A 23,886-nucleotide genomic window follows, 5' to 3' on the forward strand; every position below is an offset into this window, starting at 1 on the left:
GGCCTGATCAGCCGACCGTGGCGACGACGTCGTCGACGACGGAGTCGAGGGCGACGGTGCGCTGCGACCCGTCGGCGAGATCCTTGATCTCGATCTGACCGGACTCGAGCTCACGATCGCCGAGCACCAACGCCAGTCGTGCGCCCGAGCGGTCGGCTCCCTTCATGGCGCCCTTGAGTGCCCGGCCGCCGTAGGCGATGTCGATGCTGACACCCTTGGCCCGCAGTTCGCCGGCGATCACGACGAGTCGGGCGAGCGCGGCCTCCCCCATCGGGACGCCGTAGACCCGACACCGCGCCGAGGTGGTGTCGGGGACGGCCTCGGCATCGAGGGCGAGAACCGTGCGGTCCACTCCGAGCCCGAACCCGATGCCGGAGAGCTCCTGCTTGCCGCCGAGCTGACTCATCAACCCGTCGTAGCGTCCACCGCCACCGATACCCGACTGTGCGCCGAGCCCGTCGTGGACGAACTCGAACGTGGTCTTCGTGTAGTAGTCGAGACCTCGCACCAGCCGCGGGTTGACCTCGTAGGCGACGCCGAGCCGGTCGAGGTGGCCGCGCACGACCGTGAAGTTCTCGCGCACCGAATCGGAGAGGAAGTCGATCATCAGAGGCGCGTCGTTGGTGGCCGCCCTGATCTCGGGCCGCTTGTCGTCGAGCACACGCAGCGGGTTGATCTCCGCACGCCGACGTGTCTCCTCGTCGAGATCGAGCCCGAAGAGGAACTGCTGCAACGCCTCCCGATAGGCGGGCCGGCAGGTGTCGTCACCGAGGGTCGTGATCTCGAGGCGATATCCGCGCAGGCCGCACCTGCGGAACCCCTCGTCGGCGATGGCGATCACCTCCGCGTCGAGGGCCGGGTCGTCGACACCGATGGCCTCGACACCGACCTGCTGCAGCTGGCGGTAGCGACCGGTCTGCGGCTTCTCGTAGCGGAAGAACGGACCGTGGTAGCTGAGCTTGATCGGCAGCTGCCCCCGGTCGAGCCCGTGCTGCAGCACCGCCCGCATCACCCCGGCCGTGCCCTCGGGACGCAACGTCACCGAACGGTCGCCGCGGTCGGCGAAGGTGTACATCTCCTTCGACACCACGTCGGTCGACTCCCCCACACCACGGGCGAACAGCGCGGTGTCCTCGAACACCGGGAGTTCGATGTGCGAGTAGCCGGCCAGTCGCGCCGCCCGGGTCAACTCGTCGCGGACGGCAAGGAACCGGCTCGAGTTCGGTGGCAGATAGTCGGGTATGCCGCGCGGCGCCTGGAACACAGAGCTCACAGTCCGTGTCGTCCTTTCCTCGGTCCGTTCTCGGCGCTGTCGTCGACGCCGGGGAGACCGACGAGGAACGGGTTGACCGCCCGCTCGCGACCGACACTGGTCTGCGGCCCGTGTCCGGGCAGCACCTGGGTCTCGTCGCTGCGGGTCAACAGCGTGGTGGCGATGCTGCGGAGCAGCTGCTCGTGATCGCCCCCGGGCAGATCGGTACGCCCGATCGACCCCGCAAACAGTACGTCGCCGGAGAAGCACACCGGTAACGTGCCGTCGCCGGTGTCGGCGAGGGTCGACAGCAACACCGACCCCCGTGTGTGGCCGGGCGCGAGATCCACGTCGAAACCGATCCCCGCCAGATCGACCGGCTCGCCGTCGACGAACTCGATGACCTTCTCCGGTTCACGGAACACGATCCCGCCGATGACCGACGCCAACGCCGGGCCGATCCCCGACGCCGGATCGGCCAACATGTGCCGGTCGGCGGGGTGGATGTAGGCCGGGATCGAGTACTCGTCGCACAGCACCGCGGCGTCCCAGGTGTGGTCGAGATGACCGTGCGTGAGCAGCACCGCGACCGGTGTCAGCGAGTGCTCGGCCAGCAGGGCACGGACACTCGCGGCCGAGTCCTGGCCGGGGTCGATGATGACGGCCTCGGCACCGGGACGGTCCGCGACCACGTAACAGTTGGTCGCGAACATGCCCGCGGCGAAACCGGTGATCAACAACTGCTGCTCCTTCGGTTGATCGGTCCATCATCGCAAAGGCGGCTGTGAACGGTGCTCTCGCGCCGCGGCCATGGGACACGCCCGACGTCCGCGCCCACCCCTGAGAGGTCCTCACAGGGTCGGCTGGCAGACTCGCAGGCGGCAGAGGTGGCTGACGTCACCTCCTCACGAGCCGTGCGTCGACGACGCACACGGCGTCCCAGTGGTCATCGATGGAGGTATCGCGGCTGTGCCCAGCGACCCAACCGGCAAAGACAACGCTTCGGACAACACGTCGAACGAACCCGAGGTCGGCGGTGAGCAGATGACCAACGAGCAGCGGCGAGCCGAGGCCAAGCGCAAGCTCGAGCATCGGCTCGGTACGCAGCAGGCGGCCGCGCGTCGCCGCAAGATCATCGTGGTCACGACGTCGGTGGTTGTCGCCGTGGCCGTCATCGCCACCGTCGGCACCCTGGTGACCAACAAGGTTCTCGACGACCGTGAGAAGGCCCGCTACACCGCGTGCGCCTACACACCGATCCCCGCCGACGCGAACCCGTTCTCCCAGCCGCCGCCGATCCCGCCGAACCTCAGCGGTGAGCAGCTGGCCCGCGCCAAGCAGTTCGTCGCCGATTTCACCGCCGGGAAGTCCAAGCAGCGCACTGCCACGATCCCCGCCGACCGTGAGCTCAAGAAGGGCGACCTCACGGCCACCTTCACCACCAGCCAGGGCACCATCCCGATCGAGCTCGACCGGGCGTCGGCGCCGTGCAATGTGGCCGCGGTGGCGTCGCTGATCGAGCAGAAGTACTACGACAACACCCAGTGCCATCGCATGACCGAGGGCGGGACGGGGAAGATCGCCGTGTTGCAGTGCGGCGACCCGACCGCCACCGGCGCCGGCACCCCGGGATGGACGAGCCCCGACGAGTTCCCAACCGATCTCAAGGTGATCCCGCAGGACCCGCAGATGGCGTCGCTCGGCGTGCCCGAGTCGGTCGTCTACCCCCGCGGCACGGTCGCGATCGCCAACAGCTACTCCCCCGGTCAGGGCGGCCAGGCCACGGGCGCCAACACCGGTTCGGCGCAGATGTTCCTGGTCATCAACGACAGTGAGCTCCCGGCGAACTACAGCGTCATCGGCAAGGTCGACAGCGCGGGGCTCGCGGTGCTCGACAAGGTCTACAAGGGCGGTGTCACCCCGGGTATCCAACCGTCCCAGAACCCCACCACCGGCGCGGTCACCTACGCACCGACCCCCGGCGACGGCAAGCCGAAGCTGGCCGTCGAGATCGAGAAGGCCACCGTCAGCTGACCGTTCGCGGCGACCGGTCGACCTCATGGTCGGCCGGTCGACGTGGTCCCTCTAGGACGCCGACGTGACGCGGTAGACGTCATAGACGCCCTCGACGTTGCGCACCACGTTGAGCACGTGACCCAGATGCTTGGGATCACCCATCTCGAAGGTGAACTTCGAGATGGCCACTCGGTCGCGGCTCGTCGTGACCGACGCCGACAGGATGTTCACCCGCTCGTCGGCGAGCACGCGCGTCACGTCCGACAGCAGTCGGGACCGGTCGAGTGCCTCGACCTGGATGGCGACGAGGAACACCGACGACGGCGACGGCGCCCAGGTGACATCGATGATCCGCTCGGACTGCTCCTGCAGCGCATCGGCATTCGTGCAGTCGGTGCGGTGGACGCTGATGCCGCCACCGCGGGTCACGAACCCCAGGATCTCGTCGCCGGGCACCGGCGTACAGCACTTGGCGAGCTTCGCCACGACACCTTCGGCACCGGGCACGAGCACCCCGGCGTCACCGGTCTGTCGCGTGCGCGTCGGCATCGTCGACGGCGTCGAACGTTCGGCCAGCTCTTCCTCGGCGTCGTCGAGACCACCGAGTGCGGCGACCAGTCGACCCACGACGTGGCGAGCCGACACGTGGCCCTCGCCGATGGCGGTGTAGAGCGCGGAGACGTCGGCGTAGCGCAGTTCGGTCGCGATGGAGCCCACCGACTCCGCACTCATCAACCGCTGCAACGGGAGTCCGCCGCGACGGACCTCCTTGGTGATCGCGTCCTTGCCCGCCTCGAGCGCCTCCTCACGACGCTCCTTGGCGAACCACTGCCGGATCTTCGTCTTGGCGCGGGGCGAGACCACGAAGCCCTGCCAGTCCCGTGAGGGACCGGCGTTGGGCGCCTTGGAGGTGAACACCTCGACCACCTCGCCGTTCTCCAGCGTGCGTTCGAGCGCGACGAGGCGGCCGTTGACGCGGGCACCGATGCAGCGGTGCCCGACCTCGGTGTGCACGGCGTAGGCGAAGTCGACCGGGGTCGAACCGGCGGGCAACGTGATGACGTCGCCCTTGGGTGTGAACGCGAAGATCTCCTTGACCGCGAGGTCGTAGCGCAGCGACTCGAGGAACTCGCCGGGGTCGGCGGCTTCGCGCTGCCAGTCGAGAAGCTGTCGCATCCAGGCCATCTCGTCGATCTCGTTGGCGTCGTCGACGTGCTTGGCGCCGTTGCGGCCGCGGGTCTCCTTGTAACGCCAGTGCGCGGCGATGCCGAACTCGGCGGTGCGATGCATGTCGCGGGTGCGGATCTGCACCTCCAGCGGCTTGCCCTCCGGGCCGATCACGGTGGTGTGCAGCGACTGGTAGACGCCGTAGCGCGGCTGGGCGATGTAGTCCTTGAACCGGCCCGCCATCGGCTGCCACAACGAGTGCACGACGCCCACGGCGGCGTAACAGTCCCGGATCTGCTCACACAGGATGCGCATGCCGACCAGGTCGTGGATGTCGTCGAACTCCTTGCCCTTGACGATCATCTTCTGATAGATCGACCAGTAGTGCTTCGGTCGTCCCTCGACGGTGGCGTCGATGCGGGATCCGGTGAGCGCCTTGGTGATCTCGGTGCGCACCTTCGCGAGGTAGGTGTCGCGCGACGGGGCGCGGTCGGCGACCAGACGCACGATCTCCTCGTAGCGCTTGGGGTGCAGGATCGCGAACGAGAGGTCCTCGAGCTCCCACTTGACCGTCGCCATCCCGAGCCGGTGGGCCAGCGGCGCGATGACCTCGAGGGTCTCGCGGGCCTTGCGTGCCTGCTTCTCCGGCGGCAGGAACCGCATGGTGCGCATGTTGTGCAGGCGGTCGGCGACCTTGATGACCAGCACCCGCGGATCGCGCGCCATGGCGATGATCATCTTGCGGATGGTCTCGGCCTCGGCTGCGTTGCCGAGGGCGACCTTGTCGAGTTTGGTGACGCCGTCGACGAGATGGGCGACCTCGTCACCGAACTCGGCACCCAGCGCCTCGAGGCTGTAGCCCGTGTCCTCGACGGTGTCGTGGAGCAGTGCCGCCACCAGGGTGGTGGTGTCCATGCCGAGGTCGGCGAGGATCGTGGCGACGGCGAGCGGGTGGGTGATGTACGGGTCACCGGACTTGCGGAACTGACCGTCGTGATACTGGTCGGCGATGTCGTAGGCGCGCTGCAGGACCGCGACGTCGGCCTTCGGGAAGAGGTCGCGGTGCAGGGCGACGAGGGGCTCGAGGACCGGGCGGATCGGGTTGCGGGTGGCGGTCATCCGGCGCGCGAGGCGGGCACGCACGCGGCGCGAGGTCGACGACCCGACCGGCGCGGAGGTGCTCACCGCGGGATGGGGGTCGGTGTCGGTGGCCACGTCGAGCGACGCCCCGTCGGTCTCGCGCACGTCGGGCTGATCGGTCACACGCACCTCCTCGACTCGCCGTCGGAACACCGACGTCCGGTGGTCGCGGCGCTGGTGGCGATGGTAGTCCTCAGCCGGTGGTGAGCGCGGTCAGCGTCAGATCAGGGTGCGCCGAGGCCACCGCGGCGCGGCCGGGCAGCCCGTCGATCTCCATGACCACCGCGGCCGAGGCGACGATCGCACCGGCGTCGAGCAACAACCCGATGGCCGCGTTGAGGGTGCCACCGGTGGCGAGCACGTCGTCGACGACGAAGACCCGCCGCCCACGCAGGTCGAGGCCGTCGGCCGGGATCTCGAGCGATGCCGAGCCGTACTCGAGGTCGTAGGTGGCCGAGTGGACCGGCGGCGGTAACTTGCCGGCCTTGCGGACGGCCACCACACCGAGACCGCTGTGCAACGCGATGGCGCCACCGAGGAGGAACCCGCGGGCGTCGATGCCGGCCACGAGGTCGACGTCACCGGACACCGAGGCCAGCGCTGCGGTGACCGACGCCAGTCCGGCGGGATCGGCGAGCACCGGCGTCAGATCCTTGAACTGGATACCCGGCGACGGGAAATCGGGCACCAGACGCGTGTGGTCGGCGATCGCCGTCCGCGCCCGTTCGATCGTCTCGGTCATCGGCTTCTGCGACGCTTGCCCGACGGGCGCTCGTCCGAGCCGGCCGACCGCGACGTGGCCGACGCGGTGGCCAGCTCCGGCTCGGTGAGACCGGCGTCGATGCGCACCCGGCGCGCCAACACCTTCTCCGTGTGCTTCTTGATCTCGCCGCGACGCTCCTTGAGCGTGACCAGCAACGGGGTGGCGAAGAAGATCGACGAGTAGGCACCGACCACGACGCCGACGAGCTGGATGAGACCGAGGTCCTTGAGCGTGCCCACACCCAGCAGCCACACGGCCACGATCATCAGCGAGATGATCGGGAGTACCGAGATGACCGTGGTGTTGATCGATCGCATCAGCGTCTGGTTGACGGCGAGGTTGGCCTGCTCGGCGTACGTCCGGCGGGTCGTCTTGAGGACCGCCCGCACGTTCTCCTCGACCTTGTCGAACACCACCACGGTGTCGTAGAGCGAGAAGCCCAGGATGGTGAGCAGACCGATGACGGTCGCCGGGGTCACCTCGAAGCCCACCAGCGAGTAGACGCCGGCGGTGCAGACGATGTCGAAGATCAGCGAGGCCATGGCCGCGGCGGACATCTCCCGGTCGAAGCGGACCGCGATGTAGATCAGGACGATGACGAGGAACACCGCGAGCGCGATGAGCGCCTTCTCGGTGATCTCGCCACCCCAGGTGGAGCTCACATCGGAGGAGTTGATGTCGTCGGCGGTCAGCTGGGGGCCGAACCGTTCGACGAGTGCGGCGGTGATCTTCTCCGTGTCGGCCTGCGACAGCGTCGAGGTGCGGATCTGCACGGTCGCGCTCGATCCCGACCCGGCGGTCTGCACCGTCTGCGGGTCGGTGCCCATGGCGTCGGAGAACGCCTTCTCGACCGCCGAGGTGGAGGTCTGAGGGGTCGAGGCGAACGAGATCTGGGTCCCGCCCTCGAAATCGATGCCGAGGGTGAATCCGCGGAACACGATGCTCAGCACGCAGATCAGCATGATCACGGCGCTGACGATGTACCACATCTTGCGTTTGCCGACGATCTCGAACGCACCGGTGCCGGTGTAGAGGCGGCTCAGCAGCGAGTGACGCTTGGCGATCTCGTTGTTGCGGGCCTCGCTGGCGCGGTCGTCGGTCGGGGTGTCGAACCCGGTGGTGTCGTCGCTCATCAGACGCTCTCCTTCTGCGATGCGGCGGCACCGGCACCCGACTGCGCGGCGGCCAGGCGGCGTTCCTTCGCGACCTCGGAGACACCCCCGAGACCGTTGACCGATGGTTTGGACAGGAACGACGACCGGCTGGCCAGCGCGACCAGCGGATGGGTCACGAGGAACACCACGACGAGGTCGAGGATGGTCGTCAGACCGAGAGTGAACGCGAACCCGCGGACCTCACCGATGGCCAGGAAATAGATGGCGGCGGCGGCGATGAAGCTGACCGCGTTGCCCGACCAGACGGTGCGGCGGGCGCGGGCCCAACCGCGGGGAACCGCGGACCGGAAGCTGCGTCCCTCACGCATCTCGTCCTTTATTCGTTCGAAGTAGACGACGAACGAATCGGCGGTCATGCCGATACCGATGATGAGGCCGGCGATACCCGAGAGGTCGAGCGTGAAGCCGATGTAGCGGCCGAGCAGGACCATGATCCCGTAGACCATGATCCCGGCGACGATCAGCGACAGCATCGTCAGGAACCCGAGCATGCGGTAGTAGAGCAGGGCGTAGAGCAGCACCGCGACGAGACCGATCGCGCCGGCGATCAGCCCGGCGCGCAGCGAGGACAGGCCCAACGTGGCCGAGACGGTCTGTGCGTCCGACGATTTGAACGACAGCGGCAGCGACCCGTACTTGAGGACGTTGGCGAGGTCCTTCGCGCCGGACTGCGAGAAACTACCGCTGATCTCGGTGGTCGGGGTGGTGATGGCGCCCTGGATCTGCGGTGCGCTCACCACCCGGGAGTCGAGGGTGAAGGCGGTCTGCTTGCCGATGTTGGCGCCGGTGTACTTGGGCCAGAAATCGCGCGCGGCGTTGCGGAACTCGACCTGCACGATCCACGCGCCGCCCTGCGAGCTGGTGGTGGCGGTGGCGTCGGCGATGTCGCGGCCGTCGATGATCTGCGGAGCGAGCAGGTAGACCTGCGCCCCGTCCTGCGAGCACGCCACGAGGTACTGGCTCGGGTCGTCGTTGCCCTGCAAGGGGTCGGTGTTGCGGGGGTTGCAGTCGGTCTTGGCCATCTGCGCGGTCAGCTTCGACACGGCCGCCTGGTTGGCCGCGGCGTCGCCGCCGGGAGCCTGACGCAGCGCCTTGGCGGCGGCGATCGCCTGCGCCGCGGTCTGCCCCGCCAGGGCGGGCGTCGCCTGCTGCGGGGTCGCCGGTTGCACGTTCTCCACCGGGCGGACGTAGAGGCGCGCGGTCTGTCCCAGGGTCCGGGCCTGACGGCCGTCGGTGCCCGGGACGGTGATCACGAGGTTGTTGCCGTCGGTGATCACCTCGGAACCGGACACACCGAGGCCGTTCACGCGCTGCTCGATGATCTGCTTGGCCTTGTCGAGCTGGTCCTTCTGCGGCGCGCTGCCGTCGGGGGTGCGCGCAGTCAGGGTGACCCGGGTACCGCCCTGCAGGTCGATGCCCAGTTTCGGCTCGGGCTTGCCGCCGCCGGTGAAGAACACCAGTGCGTAGACGATGACCATCAACAACAGGAAGACGCTCAACAACCGCACAGGCGGGATCTCACGTTTGGACGGTGCCACGGGTGCTACGACTCCTCGGATGGACTGTTTCGCCACCGGTTGATCCCCGGCGGCCCGCAGGACAGGCTACGTGGCCGGCCGGGGCGGTTTCGATCAGCTGTCGCTGTCGGCCTTCTTGTCGAGCGTGATCGGACGGTCGACGTCGGCGTCGTAGCCGGTGTCGTCGTCCTCGTCGAACGCGTCGGCCGGCGTGGTGTCGGCGCCGGGGAACGATCCGGCGAGATCGTCGGCGTGCACGACCTCACGGACCGCGAGGCGGTTCCAGCGCACCACGACCCCGGGCGCCAGCTCGAGGTCGACGACACCGTCGGCGAGGCCGACCACGGTGCCGTACATGCCGGAGGTGGTCTGCACGCGGGCGCCGGGCTGCAAGGCGTCCTGCATCTCCTGGACCTGGGCGGCGGCCTTCTTCTGACGGCGCACGGACAGGAACATGAAGCCGACGAGGACGACGAGGACGATCGGGAAGAGCAGTTCCATGGTGGTGGGTCAATCCTTGGTGTTGTCCGGCTGTGCGTGTGGCAGCGGCCGGGTCGGGAGGGTCACCGCCGCAACTCCCACGTGTGCGTGGGGCAGACGGTGCGCGAGGGCGTGGCGGCCGCCACGCTCGATCATCCAGTGTGCCATCTCGACGCCTGCCGCCGGGAATCTTCGTGCCTCACCGGACCGATGAGGCGCGTCAGAACTCGGGGCCGAACAGCGAGTCGCCGTCATCGCGGACACGGACACCGAACGAGGCGTTCAGCGCGCCCGCCGGCGGGGTGAGATCGAGGTGGTGCCAGGCCGCGGCCGTCGCCACCCGTCCCCGGGGGGTGCGCGCGATCATCCCGGCCCGGACCAGGAAGGGCTCGCACACCTCCTCGACGGTCGCCGGCTCCTCACCCACGGCGACCGCGAGCGTCGACACACCGACCGGCCCGCCCCCGAAGCCCTTGACCAGGGCACCGAGGACGGCGCGGTCGAGCCGGTCGAAACCCAGCTCGTCTACGTCGTAGACCCGCAGCGCCGCGCGGGCCACCTCGAGGGTCACGCGTCCGTCGCCGCGGACCTCGGCGTAGTCGCGCACCCGCCGCAGCAGGCGGTTGGCGATACGCGGGGTCCCGCGGGAGCGCCCGGCGATCTCCGCGCCCGCCTCGTGGTCGAGGCGCACCCCGAGGATCCCCGCCGAACGGGTGATGACCCGCAGCAGCTCGGAGGGCTCGTAGAACTCCATGTGCGCGGTGAACCCGAACCGGTCACGGAGCGGACCGGTCAGTGACCCCGAGCGGGTGGTCGCCCCGACGAGCGTGAACGGGGCGACGTCGAGCGGTATGGACGTGGCCCCGGGGCCCTTGCCCACCACCACGTCGACCCGGTAGTCCTCCATCGCGAGGTAGAGCATCTCCTCGGCGGGGCGCGCGATGCGGTGGATCTCGTCGATGAACAGGACGTCACCCTCAACGAGGTTCGACAGCATCGCGGCGAGGTCACCGGCGCGTTCGAGGGCAGGTCCCGAGGTCACCCGGATGGCCGCGCCCATCTCGCCGGCGATGATCATCGCCAACGATGTCTTGCCCAGGCCCGGGGGCCCCGACAGCAGGATGTGGTCGGGCGTGCCTCCGCGACCGCGGGCACCGGCGAGCACCAGTTCGAGCTGTTCGCAGACCCGGGGCTGGCCGATGAAGTCGGTGAGGCTGCGTGGACGGAGGTTGGTGTCGAGGTCGCCGTCGGAGGTGACGGTGAACGGGCTGACGTCGCGGTCGTCGGTGGACGATCCGGGGTCGCCGGCGCCACCGAAGGTGTCCTCGCTCATCGCGCGCCCCGGCCGAGGGAGGCCAGCGCGGTGCGCAGCGTGCGGGCGGAGTCGGCGTCGGGTTCGTCGGCGAGGACCGCGGCCACGGCGCGTTCGGCAGCCGGCGCGGGGAAGCCCAGACCGACGAGGGCCTCGACGACCTGATCTCCGACGCTCATCGAGGCCACGACACCGGTACCCGAGTCCGGTGTCGCGCCCGTCCGGTCGACCTTGTCGCGCAGTTCGACCACGAGCCGCTCCCCGACGCGCTTGCCGATACCCGGGACCGTGCACAGCGCCTTGACGTCGGAATCGGCCAGCGCGCGCCGCAGCGCAGCGGGTTCGAGCACTGCGAGGGTGGCCATCGCGAGACGGGGCCCGACCCCGGTCACGGTCTGCAACAGCGCGAACAGATCCCGCGCGTCGGGTTCGGTGAACCCGTAGAGCGTCATCGAGTCCTCGCGCACGATCATCGCCGTGAGGAGTGTCGCCTCACTCCCCCGCTGCAACGACGACAGCGTCGACGGAGTGGCGAGAACGCGGTAACCCACACCGCCGCAGTCGATCACGGCATGGTCGAGCGCGATGTGCAGGACGGGGCCGCGTACCGACGCGATCACCGTGCGGTCCTGTTCGCGGCGACCTTCGCGCGACGGTCGGCGTCGGCCGCGGCAGCACGCGCGACGGCGGCCCGGGCCGCGGCCACCTGCACCGCGGCGCGGGCCTCGGCGGCCGCGAGACGCTCGGCGATCGGTCCTCGCCAGCAGTGACAGATGGCCAGGGCGAGGGCGTCGGCGGCGTCGGCGGGCTGCGGCTTGGTCTGCATCCCGAGGATGCGGGTCACCATCGTGGTGACCTGCGCCTTGTCGGCGCGACCGCTACCGGTCACCGCGGCCTTCACCTCGCTGGGGGTGTGGAAGCGCACCGGGATGCCGTGTTGGGCGGCGGCGAGCGCGACGACGCCGCCGGCCTGCGCGGTCCCCATCGCGGTGCTCACCTGGTTCTGCGCGAAGACCCGCTCCACCGCGACGACGTCGGGGCGGTGGGTCTCGATCCAGTGGACCGCGGCGGTGTGGATCGCGAGAAGGCGTTCGGCGAGATCCATGTCCGACGGCGTGCGCACGACGTCGACGTCGAGCGCGGTGACCGCCCGGCCCCCACCGGACTCGACGAGTGCGATACCGCACCGGGTCAGGCCGGGATCGACTCCCATGACACGCACGCATTCTCCCGCCGCAGACGAACAACTGTTCGAGATACTAGCGGTCCGGGCCGACGTCGTCGCCGATCGACACGACACAATGGACGCCGATGCCCACCTACCGTCCGACCACCCCTGACGCCCTCGTCGACCTGTGTGTCGAGGTCATCACCCGACGCCCCGGGGTGGTCGTGGCCGGTGTCGACGGCGCCGACGCGGCGCGTCCGACCGACCTCGCCGAGCGTGTCACCGCCGCGTTGCGCGCGACCGGGCGGGCCGCGGCGGTGGTCGCGCTCGGCGACTACGTGCGTCCGGCGTCGGTGCGGAAGGAATTCGGCCACACCGACACCGAGAGTTACCGGACCATGTGGTTCGACTACGCCGCCCTCGACCGCGAGGTCATCACCGCGGTCCATCGCTCGGGCTCCTGGTTGCCGCGTCTGTGGGACGAGGCGACCGACCGCTCGCCGCGGGATCGGCCGACCACAGCCACGGACGACCAGGTGCTGATCATCGCGGGACCGATGCTGCTCGGACGCGGTCTGGCCCTGTCACCGACGGTCCGCCTCGAGATGAGTGCGGCCGCGCTCGGCCGCCGCACGCCCGACGCCGACCGCTGGACGGTCGACGCCCTCGTCGAACACACCGCCGATGTCGGTGACCTCGCCGACATCAGCGTCCGCTACGACCACCCGGACCGCCCCGCGGTGGGCGGGATCGTCTGATCAGTCCTCGTCGAGCTCGGCGAGGACCTCGTCGCTGATGTCGGCGTTGCTGTAGACGTTCTGCACGTCGTCGGAGTCCTCGAGTGCGTCGATGAGCTTGAACACCTTGCGTGCACCCTCGGCGTCGACCGGGACCTCCACCGACGCACGGAAACTGGCCTCGGCCGAGTCGTAGTCGATCCCCGACTCCAGCAGTGCGGTGCGCACGGCCACGAGGTCGGTCGGCTCGCTGATGATCTCGAAGGAGTCGCCGAGGTCGGTGATCTCCTCGGCCCCGGCCTCGAGAACGGCGTCGAGGACCTGGTCCTCGGTCTGGTCGGCCTTCTCCAGCGTGACCACTCCGCGCCGGGTGAACAGGTAGGAGACCGACCCGGGGTCGGCCATGTTCCCGCCGTTGCGGGTCATCGCGGTACGCACCTCGCCCGCGGCACGGTTGCGGTTGTCGGTGAGGCACTCGATGAGCACGGCGACACCGTTGGGGCCGTAGCCCTCGTACATGATGGTCTGCCAGTCGGCGCCGCCGGCTTCCTCGCCGCCGCCGCGCTTGCGGGCGCGCTCGATGTTGTCGTTGGGCACCGAGGACTTCTTCGCCTTCTGGATGGCATCGAAGAGCGTCGGGTTGCCCGACGGATCGCCGCCACCGGTGCGCGCCGCCACCTCGATGTTCTTCACCAGTTTCGCGAACATCTTGCCGCGCTTGGCGTCGACCACCGCCTTCTTGTGCTTGGTGGTGGCCCACTTGGAATGGCCGCTCATCGCCGGTGCCCCTCTCTCCTGGCCGCGCCGTGGAGTCCGCGCGTGCCGTACGTCATGCTGCGAGAAGCGATGTTACCCGCCGGGCCAGGCCGTTCCGTCGACGTCAGGCGCCTGCGGCGACGATGTCGGTGAAATAGCGGTGGATGCGCAGATCGCCGGTGACCTCGGGATGGAACGACGTCGCGACCACCGAGCCCTGCCGCACCGCGACGACGCGTCCGGCCGCGGGGCCGTCGGGGACCCGCCCGAGCACGGTCACCCCCGCGCCGGTCGCCTCCACCCACGGCGCACGGATGAACACCGCCCGCATCGGCCCGCCGGGGACGTCGGTGATGTCGATGTCGGTCTCGAACGACTGCACCTGACGTCCGAAGGCGTTGCGTCGCACCGTGATGTCGAGGGCGTCGAGGTGGTGCGCGTCGGGGCGGGTGTCGAGGACGTCGGACGCCAGCAGGATCATGCCCGCGCACGAACCGTAGGCGGGCATGCCCGCGGCGAGTCGGGTCCGCAGCGGCACCAGCAGGTCCAACAGGTCGAGCAGTCGACTCATGGTGGTCGACTCGCCGCCCGGGATGACGATGCCGTCGATCGCGTCGAGTTCGGCGGGTCGGCGGACCGTGACGGCGATGGCCCCGGCGGCCTCGAGCGCGGCCACGTGTTCGCGGACGTCCCCCTGCAGGGCCAGCACGCCGATCGTCGGCCTCCGATCGGTGCTGCTCACCCCTGTCGGGCGTGCTGATCAGTCGGCATGGTGCGCCCCACCCGGGCCAGACCCTCCTGGGTGACCGCGGCGACCATCCGGCCGCTCGTGTCGAAGATGCGGCCCTGGGTGAGGGCGCGACCGTCCTCGGCGGAGGGCGACGTCTGGTCGTAGAGCAGCCATTCGTCGGCGCGGAAGGGTCGCAGGAACCACATCGCGTGATCGAGCGACGCCGACTGGGGGTTGGAATCGGGGTGGGCGACCTTCGCCGAGCCGAGCAGCGTCATGTCGCTCATGTAGGCCAGGGTGCACACGTGGAACACCTGGTCGTCGGGCAGCCGGTGGCGGTATTTGAACCACACCCGCTGCTGGGCGGCGAAGCGCTCGGCGCGGACCATCTGATCGGCCGGGACGATCCGGATGTCGAAGTTCTCCCACTCACGGAACACCGATCGTTGTGCCTCGGTGCGTGTCTCGAACGGGTCCTCGAGCGTGTCCGGGTCGGGCGCCGGGGGCATCTCGTCCTGGTGCACCAGCCCCTCCGACGGCACCCCGAACGACGCAGACATCGTGAAGATCGCCTCGCCCGCCTGCACGCCGGTCACCCGACGCGTACAGAACGAGCGGCCGTCGCGGATCCGGTCGACGAGGAAGATCGTCGGCTCGTCGGGGTTGCCCGGGCGCAGGAAATAGCCGTGCAGGGAGTGGACGCGGTATTCCGGTGCGACGGTGTGGGTGGCCGAGACCAACGCCTGCCCGGCGACCTGGCCGCCGAAGGTGCGCAGCAGCTGGCTGGTGTAGGCCTTGCCGCGGTAGATGTCGGCGTCGATCGGCTCGAGTTCCAGGATCTCCTCGATCGTGGCCATCAGTCCTCTTCTCCCAGTTGACGAACCGTCGCGACGACGACGGTGACGTTGTCGCGAGCGCCGAGGGCCAGGGTCGCCGACACCAGTTCGGCGGCGAGCGAGTCCGGTGTCGCGGCGCGCTCGGCGATGATCTCCTCCAGCTCGGAATCGGGCAACTCGCCGGTGAGCCCGTCGGAACAGATCAGCACGACGTCGCCGGCGACGACCGGGAACACGAAGAAGTCGGCCTGGGCGTCCATCCCCGCGCCCAGTGCGCGCGTGATCACGTTGCGACGGGGGTCGACACGAGCCTGTTCCGGGGTGAGATGACCCGCGTCGATCAGCTCCTGGACCTGCGAGTGGTCGGTGGTCACCTGCTCGATGACGGCGTCCGACCACCGGTAGGTGCGCGAGTCGCCGATGTTGACCACCAGCCAGTGCGGGGCGCCCTCGTAGTCGACGATGAGTGCACCGGTCACAGTGGTGCCCGCCCGCCGACCGTTGGCCGAGTCGATGGCGCCGATGTCGTGCGCGGCGGTCCGCAGGGCGTCGAGGACTGCGTCGCGGGTGGTCGTGAGATCGGTCGGCTCGACGGCGCCGAGTGCGGCAAGTGCTGCCTCGCTGGCGATCTCACCGCAATCGTGACCGCCCATGCCGTCGGCCAGCAGGTAGCGCCGATCGGTCACCAGAGCCGCGTCCTCGTTGGCCTCACGGACCAGACCGACGTCGCTGACCGCGGCCCAGTCGATCCCGAAACCGCCGACCTCGTGGGACCCCGAGGCCGCGGAATCGCGCACCGTCGTCATCGCTGCCATCGTCACCGCCCGCCCGTCGTCATCGTCGCCACCCGCTCCTGCACCCCCGCGTGTGCGCCGCGGCTACCGGTTACCAGCCTCGTTCGGCGAGTCGGTGACCGACGGGCAGTTGCTCGACGTTGATGCCGACCATCGCCTCCCCCAGGCCACGCGAGATCTTGGCCAGCACATCGGCGTCGTCGTGGAAGGTGGTGGCCTGCACGATCGCCGACGCACGCTCGGCCGGGTTCCCGGACTTGAAGATCCCCGATCCGACGAACACACCGTCGGCGCCGAGTTGCATCATCATTGCCGCGTCGGCGGGGGTCGCGATGCCGCCGGCGGTGAACAGGGTGACCGGGAGGCGTCCGAGACGGGCCACCTCGACCACGAGGTCGTAGGGCGCCTGCAGTTCCTTGGCGGCGACGTAGAGCTCGTCGGCCGACAGTGAGGTGAGGCGACGGATCTCGCCGCCGATGGTGCGCATGTGGGTGGTGGCGTTGGAGACGTCGCCGGTGCCGGCCTCGCCCTTGGAACGGATCATGGCCGCTCCCTCGGAGATACGCCGCAGCGCCTCGCCGAGGTTGGTCGCACCGCACACGAAGGGCACGGTGAAGCGCCACTTGTCGATGTGGTGGGTGTAGTCGGCGGGGGTCAGGACCTCCGACTCGTCGATGTAGTCGACGCCGAGGCTCTGCAGGATCTGGGCCTCGACGAAGTGACCGATGCGGGCCTTGGCCATCACCGGGATCGACACCGCGGCGATGATGCCGTCGATCATGTCGGGATCGCTCATCCGCGACACGCCACCTTCGGCACGGATGTCGGCGGGAACGCGCTCGAGGGCCATGACCGCGACCGCACCGGCGTCCTCGGCGATCTTCGCCTGCTCGGCGTCGACGACGTCCATGATGACGCCGCCCTTGAGCATCTCGGCCATACCGCGCTTGACGCGCGCCGTCCCGGCACCGGTCGGCTGATCGTGCTCGGTGGTTGCCTCGCTGGTCACTGTCATGTCTCCTGACGTACGTACTCCCTCGGTCGCGGCGGCCACGACCGGTGAACCCGCAGTGGGGTGTCGGGTAATTCTAGGCCCACCACCGGCGGCGTCCCGCCGTGGCCTCCGGCGCGGTCACCAGCACCGATGACGATCATGATGGTGATCACATCGGCTGAGCTCGTCGGAGCTCAGCCCGACACGCGCTCGACGATCTCCAGGTACCGCGGCTCGGGAGCGGTCCCGCCGAGGCGCAGCAACCGCACCGGGCCGCGCCCGCGCAGCGCGAGGGTGTCGCGGACCGCATCGTTGTAGAAGCGGCGCGAGATCATGACGCGGGTGTCGGCGTCGGCGAGCTCGGCGACCAACTGGGCCCGCAGCGTCGACGAGTCGACCTTCGCGAGCTGGGCCGACACCTCGTTCTCGGCCAGGTCGCGGTCGGCACGGTCGGCCCGCTCGGCACGATCGGCGCTCGCGATCAGCTCGCGGCCGTCGGCGCCGAGGCCCGCCCCGATGGTGCGGGCGACCACCGCGCGCCGTGCGAGGGCGGCGTCGAGGGCCTGCCACGCGAGGTCGACGCGGACGTGGAGTCGGTCGAGACGGTTCGCCGTCTTGTAGATCCATCCGATGCCGACGGACACGATCGCCACCACGATGGCAACGATCAGGATCGTCACAGCTGAAATTGTCATCATCTGCCCCTTCGATGAGTGATCGGTCGTTGCGCCCGGTGCGAGCCGGGGCGGGTGTCAGTCGCTGACCGACACCTTCCCCGAGCCGACGGTGACCGACTCGTAGACCTGAAGGATCTGGTCGGCGATCCGCGACCAGTCGTACCGCCGGGCGCGCTGCTGTGCCCGGGCGACCAGTTGCTGCCGTGTGTCGTCGTCGGCGAGGACCTCGATGACACCCGACGCCAGTGCGGCCGGGTCCCCCGCGCGGACGAGTCGTCCGGCGCGGCCGTCGTCGAGGACGCGGCGGAACGCGTCGAGGTCACTCGCGATGACCGCCGCGCCGGCCGCCATCGCCTCGACGAGCACGATGCCGAAGCTCTCGCCGCCGAGGTTGGGCGCGCAGTAGACGTCCACCGACGCCAACGCCCGCGCCTTCGTCGCGTCGTCGACCTGCCCGAGGAACACCAGGTGGTCGGCGAGCGCGCCCGCACGTCGGCGCATCGCCCGCTCGTGGCCACTGCCGACGACGAGGACGGTGATGTCGGGGAACGATCGGACGATGCGCGGCAGGGCTCGCATCAGCACGTCGATGCCCTTGCGGGGTTCGTCGTAGCGGCCCAGGAACAGGATCGACCGGCCCTCGCGGGGGAAGCCCTCGAGCGGTGTCGCCTCGGCGAAGGCGTCGACGTGGATTCCGTTGGGGATCTCGACGGCGTCGGAGCCCAGCGATTCCATCTGCCAGCGGCGCGCGAGCTCCGACACGGCGATCTTGCCCATGATCCGCTCGTGATACGGACGCAGGATTCCCTGGAAGGTGCTGAGCCACAACGACTTCGTGGTGGAGGTGTGGAAGGTGGTGATGATCGGACCCTGCGCGACGAACAGCGACAACATGGAGATGCTCGGCGCGTTCGGCTCGTGGACGTGCAACACGTCGAAGTCGCCGTCACGGATCCAGGTACGCAGACGGCGGTAGGCCGCGGGCCCGAAGTTCACCTTCGACACCGAGCCGTTGTAGGGGATGGCCAGCGCCGGTCCGACCGACACGACGTAGTCCGGCAGGGCCGAGGTGTCGGCGGCCGGGGCCAGGACGCTCACGGTGTGGCCGCGCTCGATGAACACCTGCGCGAGTTCCACCACGTGCGCCTGCACGCCGCCGGGGGTGTCGAACGAGTACGGGCAGATCATCCCGATTCTCATCGCCGCACGATCCCCGTCATCGTCCGGTCTCCCCGTGGATCCGGTCCCGCCGCTCGGCCGACCAGTCGGCCTCCCACAGGGGCTGCAGCATGTGCCAGTCCTGCGAATGCGCGGCGATGTTGCGTTCGAACACCTTCGCCACCCGCTGGGTCGCGTCGGCGACCCCCCCGCTGACATCGACCGGCGGGTCGCACAGGATCTGCGAGGACGCGCCGTCGGTGAAGAAGTGGTGGACCGGCATCAGAGCGGCACCGGTCTCGATCGCCAACTTGGCCGGGCCCGCCGGCATCCGCGTGGGTTCTCCGAAGAAGGTGACCGGCACCCCGTGTCGTGCCAGGTCGCGTTCGCCGAGCAGACACACCACCCCACCGGCCCGCAGCCGTTCGGCCAGCAGACCGAACGGGGGTTGCTCGCCACCGCTGAGCGGGAAGATCTCGAAACCGAGACTCTCGCGGTAGGCCACGAACTTCTCGAACAGCGACTCGGGCTTGAGTCGTTCGGCCACGGTGGCGAACTGGCCCGTCTGCTGCACCAGCCACACCCCGGCCATGTCCCAGTTGCCGCTGTGCGGCAGCGCGAACACGACGCCCTTGCCCTGGTCGTAGGCGGTGGTGAAGTGCGCGAGATCGTCCGGCGCCACGTACACACGGGAAGCCGCGGTGGCGAAGTCCATCGCCGGCAACCGGAACGCCTCGAACCAGTACCGGGCGTAGGAGCGCATGGCCTCGCGCATCAACGACTCGGGCACCGCCTCGGGGGTCACGCCGAGCACGCGGGAGAGGTTCCGCCGCAACTGCTCCGGGCCTCCCCGGGATCCGATGCGTGCGCCGGCCGACTCGAAGGCGCGGCGCGTCCGGGCCTCGGGCAGCCGGCGGACCACCGACCAGCCTGCGCCGTACCCGAGGTCGGCGACGCGCTCGCCGAAGGTCACGCGGGCGACTCCGGGGTCGACTGTCCGGGACCGCTCGTGGTCTCGGGGTCGGCGGGGCGACCGATGGGCAGCAGGTCGCGGGCCCCGGGAGAATTCGAGATCGAGAGCATCCGCTGTCCCACGGTGACGACGCTGCCGACGGCCAGCAGCCACACGGCGACATCGATCAGCCACGGCATGCCGAGCTCGCTGAACCCGGCTCCGACCAGGATGATGATGAGCCGCTCGGGACGCTCGATGAGCCCGCCGTTCCCGTCGAGTCCACTGGCCTCCGCGCGCGCCTTCGCGTACGAGATGACCTGCGAGGTGACGAGGCAGATCATCATCCCGACGAACAGCACCGGATGGTCCTCGGTCTGCAGGCACCACCAGCCCAACGCCGCGAAGATCGCCCCGTCGGCGATGCGGTCGCAGGTCGCGTCGAGCACGGCGCCGAAGCGCGTGCCGCCGCCGCGTTCGCGGGCCATCGCCCCGTCGATCATGTCGAACATGACGAACAGCCAGATGACCAGCGCCCCGGCGAGCAGGTGACCCATCGGGAACAGGGTCACCGCCGCCGCGACCGATGCGACGGTGCCGATGACGGTCATCGAGTCAGGGGTCAGACCGACCTTCAGCAACACCCGCGCGATCGGCACGGTGATCTTGGACATCCCCGCGCGACCGGTGATGGAGAGGAATCTGGCCATGTCAGTCCTCGAGAGCCGTCCACGCATCGGCGAGCAGGACCCGGGTGTCGCGCAGCAGCTGCGGCATCACCTTCGTCTCGCTGATCACGGTGATGAAGTTGGCGTCGCCGCCCCATCGCGGCACGACGTGCTGATGGAGGTGCTCGGCGAGTGAACCACCCGCCGCGGCACCGAGATTGAGTCCGACGTTGAACGCGTGCGGCCGCGACACCGACTTGATCGCGCGGATCAGTCGCTGCGTGAACGCCATCAGTTCCGCGCTCTCCTGCGGCGTGAGGTCCTCGAGGTCGGCGACCTGCCGATACGGCACGATCATCGAGTGCCCGGGGTTGTACGGGTACAGGTTCAGCACGGCGTACACGCTCTCACCGCGCGCGACGACCAGCCCGTCCTCGTCGGACATCGTGGGGATGTCGATGAACGGGTGCGTCGAGTTCGCCGAACCCGAGCTCGGTTCCTTGATCGACGAGGTGATGTAGGACATCCGGTGCGGACTCCACAACCGCGACAACCGGTCCGGCTCTCCGGCGCCGCTGTCGTGGATCTGCTCGCCGGTCACGAGTCGCCGGCGGGTGCGGGTGCGAGGGCGGCGAAGAACTCCGCGGTGGGCGATTCGTTGCGCCGTGTGGTGATCCAGTCGGCCACCGCGGCGACCGCGGAATCGACCGGAACCGAGTTGACCTGGGTGCCGTCGCGGAACCGGAAGCTGACAGCACCGGACTGCTGGTCGCGGTCGCCGGCGAGCATCATGAACGGGACCTTACCGGTGGTGTGGTTGCGGATCTTCTTCTGCATCCGGTCCTCGGAACGGTCGACCTCGGCGCGGATGCCGTGCGCCCGCAGCTTCGCGATCACCCCGTCGAGGTGATCGGCGTAGTCCTCGGCGACGGGGATGCCGACGACCTGCACTGGCGACAGCCACGCCGGGAACGCGCCCGCGTAGTGCTCGGTGAGGACGCCGAAGAAGCGCTCGATGGAACCGAACAGCGCCCGGTGGATCATGACCGGACGGTGCTTGGCGCCGTCGTTGCCGGTGTACTCGAGTTCGAAACGCTCCGGGAGGTTGAAGTCGAGCTGGATGGTCGACATCTGCCAGTGCCGCCCGAGGGCGTCTTTGACCTGCACCGAGATCTTCGGGCCGTAGAACGCGGCGCCACCGGGATCGGGGACGAGGTCGAGCCCGGAATCGGCGGCCACCTGAGCCAACGTCGCGGTGGCCTCCTCCCACGCGTCGTCGGACCCCACGGACTTCTCCGGATTGCGGGTCGACAGCTCGAGGTAGAAGTCGTCGAGGCCGTAGTCCTTGAGGAGATCGAGGACGAAGGTCAGCAGCGACGTCAGCTCGCCGGCCATCTGCTCACGCGTGCAGTAGATGTGCGCGTCGTCCTGGGTCATGCCGCGCACACGGGTGAGCCCGTGGATGACGCCGGACTTCTCGTAGCGGTAGACCGACCCGAACTCGAACATCCGCAGCGGCAGTTCGCGATACGACCGGCCGCGCGACCGGAAGATCAGGTTGTGCATCGGGCAGTTCATGGGCTTGAGGTAGTAGTCCTGGCCCGGCTTGCGCACGGTGCCGTCGGGGTTGAGCTCCTCGTCGACGTGCATCGCGGGGAACATGCCGTCGCGGTACCAGTCGAGGTGACCCGACACCTCGAACAGATGGCCCTTGGTGATGTGCGGGGTGTTGACGAACTCGTAGCCCGCCGCGGAATGCCGCACCCGCGAGTAGTCCTCGAGCTCCTTGCGGATGATGCCGCCCTTGGGGTGGAAGACCGGCAGTCCCGAACCGAGCTCGTCGGGGAAGCTGAACAGGTCGAGCTCGACGCCGAGACGGCGGTGGTCACGCTTCTCGGCCTCGGCGAGCAGCTCGAGGTAGGCGTCCTGGGCCTCCGTCGACTCCCACGCGGTCCCGTAGATGCGCTGCAGTCCGGCGTTGGCCTGGTCACCGCGCCAGTAGGCCGCGGAGCTGCGGGTGATCTTGAACGCGGCGATGTACTTGGTGGTCGGCACGTGGGGACCACGGCACAGATCGCACCAGATGCGTTCGCCGGTGCGGGGATTCAGGTTGTCGTAGGCGGTGAGCTCTCCCCCGCCGACCTCCATCACCTCGGGGTCGTCGGCCGAGCCCTTGTCGTCGACCAGCTCGAGCTTGTACGGCTCGGAGGCGAGTTCGGCCTTGGCGGCGTCGAGGGAGTCGTAGACGCGGCGCGAGAAGCGCTGTCCCGACTTGACGATCTGCTTCATCTTCTTCTCGAGCGCGACCAGGTCCTCGGGCGTGAACGGATCTTTCACGTCGAAGTCGTAGTAGAAGCCGTCGGTGATCGGCGGACCGATCCCGAGCTTGGCGTCGGGGAACAACTCCTGGACGGCCTGGGCCAACACGTGCGCCGCGGAGTGCCGGATGACGCTGCGTCCGGCCTCGCTGGCGGCGATCACGGGTTCGACGTCGGTGTCGGTGGCCGGTGCCCACGACAGATCGCGCAGCGCACCGTCGGCGTCGCGCACCACGACGACCGCCTCGGGTCCCTTGTTCGGGGCGTCCGCCTCACGCAGCGCGGTGCCCGCCGTGGTCCCGGCCGGCACACGGATCGTGGCGGGGCTGGCGACCACAGAATTCTCAGGCACGGACTCGGACTCCTCGACATGGGTGAAGACAGGAACGAACCCCGCGGCCGGACGGCCACGGGACGAATGCCTGTAGATGGTATCGGCGATGGGGGGACGGTCAGAAGATCGGGCTGTCCAGCCACGACGGGTCGTAGCCGACCCACCCTCCGACCAGCGCGAGAGCACCGAGCAGCCAGAGCGTGGCCAGCACGATGGCGAAGGTGAAGATCCCGAACAACGCCTGTACCGACCAGTGCTGGACCTTGATCCAGTCGGCGAAGGCGTCGTACTTGCCGCGGGCGAAGATCAGGAGTCGGTGCGCCCAGGAGAACTCCGTCGCGAGGATGCCGAGGCCGGCGAACACGATCAGCCAGCCCGGTCCGGGGTACGGGATCGCGATGATCCCGACGACGAGGACGGCGGTGCCGATGACGCCGACCGCGATGCGATAGGCGAGATTCAGGGTCGGCTTCTCGGCGATCTTGTCGCGTCGACGCTGCAACGCGTCGGGCAGCAGCCCACCGGGATCGCCGGACGGTGCGGTGTCGGTGCGGGCGCCGTCGGTCGACCCCTCGGGCATCGCGGCAGGCTGGTCGGTCATCGCAGCGTCGTCCTCACTGACTCTTCCGGTGTGCACCACAACGAAACGGTGGCGTCGGGGACAACCCTACGGAATCGGACACACTCGGTGTCCCGTCCGAAAGGACGAGATGAGACGGGGGTGGTCCCGGCTGGGATCGAACCAGCGACCTTCCCGGTGTGAACGGGACGCTCTTCCACTGAGCCACGGGACCGCGATCGGCGTGGTGTTCCTCGCCGACGACCGCAGAACGTTATCACGACGACAGGGTCGTTCCGCCAATCGAGGTCGGACGCCTCGCGGCCTCCCGCGGCCTGTCCGGGCCGCCGAAACGGCGACGTCTCATCGGTCGCATGTTCCCG

At 69.2% G+C, this 23,886-nt stretch carries 23 protein-coding genes, 1 tRNA gene and 1 pseudogene; 2 read left to right on the forward strand and 23 right to left on the reverse strand.

Annotated elements, in window-relative coordinates:
- Positions 1-7 precede the first annotated feature (7 nt).
- Together hisS and ASG12_RS09880 are read right to left on the reverse strand one after the other, a co-directional pair.
- Entirely contained in the window at positions 8-1,273 is a 1,266-nt protein-coding gene (gene hisS / locus ASG12_RS09875) for a histidine--tRNA ligase (RefSeq protein WP_055788699.1), read from the reverse strand.
- Positions 1,270-1,992, reverse strand: coding sequence for an MBL fold metallo-hydrolase (locus ASG12_RS09880; RefSeq protein ID WP_055788701.1), 723 nt, complete (start codon positions 1,990-1,992; stop codon positions 1,270-1,272). The genes hisS and ASG12_RS09880 overlap by 4 nt, the downstream gene beginning before the upstream one ends.
- Before the next feature lie 229 nt (positions 1,993-2,221).
- On the opposite strand from ASG12_RS09880, the gene ASG12_RS09885 reads away from it, so the two are divergent.
- Positions 2,222-3,286: a peptidylprolyl isomerase gene (locus tag ASG12_RS09885; RefSeq protein WP_327197945.1), complete on the forward strand. Its 1,065-nt coding sequence runs from the start codon at positions 2,222-2,224 to the stop codon at positions 3,284-3,286.
- Between the two features lie 51 nt (positions 3,287-3,337).
- On the opposite strand, the gene ASG12_RS09890 is transcribed toward ASG12_RS09885, so the two are convergent.
- From ASG12_RS09890 to ruvC, 8 genes are all read right to left on the reverse strand, one after another.
- Entirely contained in the window at positions 3,338-5,650 is a 2,313-nt protein-coding gene (locus ASG12_RS09890; protein ID WP_443089087.1) for a RelA/SpoT family protein, read from the reverse strand.
- A 118-nt stretch (positions 5,651-5,768) separates the two neighbouring features.
- Entirely contained in the window at positions 5,769-6,317 is a 549-nt protein-coding gene (locus ASG12_RS09895) for an adenine phosphoribosyltransferase (RefSeq protein ID WP_055788705.1), read from the reverse strand.
- The gene (secF, locus tag ASG12_RS09900) at positions 6,314-7,471 is read right to left on the reverse strand and encodes a protein translocase subunit SecF (protein WP_055788708.1); all 1,158 of its coding nucleotides are present in this window, start codon (positions 7,469-7,471) and stop codon (positions 6,314-6,316) included. The genes ASG12_RS09895 and secF overlap by 4 nt, the downstream gene beginning before the upstream one ends.
- Complete coding sequence (secD, locus tag ASG12_RS09905; protein WP_082501899.1) at positions 7,471-8,991, reverse strand: protein translocase subunit SecD; 1,521 nt, start codon at positions 8,989-8,991, stop codon at positions 7,471-7,473. The genes secF and secD overlap by 1 nt, the downstream gene beginning before the upstream one ends.
- A gap of 153 nt (positions 8,992-9,144) precedes the next feature.
- The gene (gene yajC, locus ASG12_RS09910; protein ID WP_055788711.1) at positions 9,145-9,531 is read right to left on the reverse strand and encodes a preprotein translocase subunit YajC; all 387 of its coding nucleotides are present in this window, start codon (positions 9,529-9,531) and stop codon (positions 9,145-9,147) included.
- 199 nt (positions 9,532-9,730) lie between these two features.
- Positions 9,731-10,843, reverse strand: a complete 1,113-nt coding sequence (gene ruvB, locus ASG12_RS09915; protein ID WP_045822596.1) for a Holliday junction branch migration DNA helicase RuvB — start codon at positions 10,841-10,843, stop codon at positions 9,731-9,733.
- A complete protein-coding gene (gene ruvA, locus ASG12_RS09920) occupies positions 10,840-11,442 on the reverse strand; it encodes a Holliday junction branch migration protein RuvA (RefSeq protein WP_055788714.1) in 603 nt (200 codons plus the stop codon). Before ruvA ends, ruvB begins: the two co-directional genes overlap by 4 nt.
- Positions 11,439-12,044 (reverse strand): crossover junction endodeoxyribonuclease RuvC, encoded by a 606-nt coding sequence (gene ruvC, locus ASG12_RS09925; RefSeq protein ID WP_200932761.1) that lies wholly within the window; start codon positions 12,042-12,044, stop codon positions 11,439-11,441. The genes ruvA and ruvC overlap by 4 nt, the downstream gene beginning before the upstream one ends.
- An 89-nt stretch (positions 12,045-12,133) precedes the next feature.
- On the opposite strand from ruvC, the gene ASG12_RS09930 reads away from it, so the two are divergent.
- Entirely contained in the window at positions 12,134-12,748 is a 615-nt protein-coding gene (locus tag ASG12_RS09930; protein ID WP_055788717.1) for a hypothetical protein, read from the forward strand.
- On the opposite strand, the gene ASG12_RS09935 is transcribed toward ASG12_RS09930, so the two are convergent.
- The 13 genes and pseudogenes from ASG12_RS09935 to ASG12_RS09995 all read right to left on the reverse strand — a co-directional run bounded on the left by ASG12_RS09935 (position 12,749) and on the right by ASG12_RS09995 (position 23,738).
- Positions 12,749-13,504, reverse strand: coding sequence for a YebC/PmpR family DNA-binding transcriptional regulator (locus tag ASG12_RS09935; RefSeq protein ID WP_055788722.1), 756 nt, complete (start codon positions 13,502-13,504; stop codon positions 12,749-12,751).
- Positions 13,505-13,607: 103 nt separating this feature from the next.
- A complete protein-coding gene (gene pdxT / locus ASG12_RS09940; RefSeq protein ID WP_235456504.1) occupies positions 13,608-14,225 on the reverse strand; it encodes a pyridoxal 5'-phosphate synthase glutaminase subunit PdxT in 618 nt (205 codons plus the stop codon).
- On the reverse strand, positions 14,222-15,070 hold the full coding sequence (locus ASG12_RS09945; RefSeq protein ID WP_055788725.1) for an acyl-CoA thioesterase: 849 nt from the start codon (positions 15,068-15,070) through the stop codon (positions 14,222-14,224). Before ASG12_RS09945 ends, pdxT begins: the two co-directional genes overlap by 4 nt.
- Positions 15,070-15,855 carry a PP2C family protein-serine/threonine phosphatase gene (locus ASG12_RS09950; RefSeq protein WP_235456516.1) on the reverse strand — a complete coding sequence of 262 codons (786 nt, stop codon included), beginning with the start codon at positions 15,853-15,855 and terminating at the stop codon, positions 15,070-15,072. The genes ASG12_RS09945 and ASG12_RS09950 overlap by 1 nt, the downstream gene beginning before the upstream one ends.
- A 79-nt stretch (positions 15,856-15,934) precedes the next feature.
- A complete protein-coding gene (pdxS, locus tag ASG12_RS09955) occupies positions 15,935-16,858 on the reverse strand; it encodes a pyridoxal 5'-phosphate synthase lyase subunit PdxS (RefSeq protein ID WP_055788731.1) in 924 nt (307 codons plus the stop codon).
- 185 nt (positions 16,859-17,043) lie between these two features.
- A pseudogene (locus ASG12_RS09960) lies at positions 17,044-17,532 on the reverse strand (exopolyphosphatase); the annotation flags it as partial.
- Between the two features lie 57 nt (positions 17,533-17,589).
- Complete coding sequence (locus ASG12_RS09965; protein ID WP_055788734.1) at positions 17,590-18,714, reverse strand: glycosyltransferase family 4 protein; 1,125 nt, start codon at positions 18,712-18,714, stop codon at positions 17,590-17,592.
- Positions 18,715-18,730: 16 nt separating this feature from the next.
- Positions 18,731-19,645, reverse strand: a complete 915-nt coding sequence (locus ASG12_RS09970; RefSeq protein ID WP_055788736.1) for a phosphatidylinositol mannoside acyltransferase — start codon at positions 19,643-19,645, stop codon at positions 18,731-18,733.
- The gene (gene pgsA, locus ASG12_RS09975) at positions 19,642-20,334 is read right to left on the reverse strand and encodes a phosphatidylinositol phosphate synthase (RefSeq protein ID WP_055788739.1); all 693 of its coding nucleotides are present in this window, start codon (positions 20,332-20,334) and stop codon (positions 19,642-19,644) included. The genes ASG12_RS09970 and pgsA overlap by 4 nt, the downstream gene beginning before the upstream one ends.
- A 1-nt stretch (position 20,335) precedes the next feature.
- Positions 20,336-20,893: an HIT family protein gene (locus tag ASG12_RS09980; RefSeq protein WP_045822586.1), complete on the reverse strand. Its 558-nt coding sequence runs from the start codon at positions 20,891-20,893 to the stop codon at positions 20,336-20,338.
- Positions 20,890-22,962: a threonine--tRNA ligase gene (gene thrS / locus ASG12_RS09985; RefSeq protein ID WP_055788742.1), complete on the reverse strand. Its 2,073-nt coding sequence runs from the start codon at positions 22,960-22,962 to the stop codon at positions 20,890-20,892. The genes ASG12_RS09980 and thrS overlap by 4 nt, the downstream gene beginning before the upstream one ends.
- 100 nt (positions 22,963-23,062) lie before the next feature.
- Positions 23,063-23,545 (reverse strand): TIGR02611 family protein, encoded by a 483-nt coding sequence (locus ASG12_RS09990; protein ID WP_082501838.1) that lies wholly within the window; start codon positions 23,543-23,545, stop codon positions 23,063-23,065.
- A gap of 121 nt (positions 23,546-23,666) precedes the next feature.
- Positions 23,667-23,738, reverse strand: a tRNA-Val gene (locus ASG12_RS09995).
- Positions 23,739-23,886 lie beyond the last annotated feature (148 nt).

Origin of the sequence: Williamsia sp. Leaf354 (assembly GCF_001424365.1) — a bacterium.
Taxonomy (GTDB): domain Bacteria; phylum Actinomycetota; class Actinomycetes; order Mycobacteriales; family Mycobacteriaceae; genus Williamsia_A.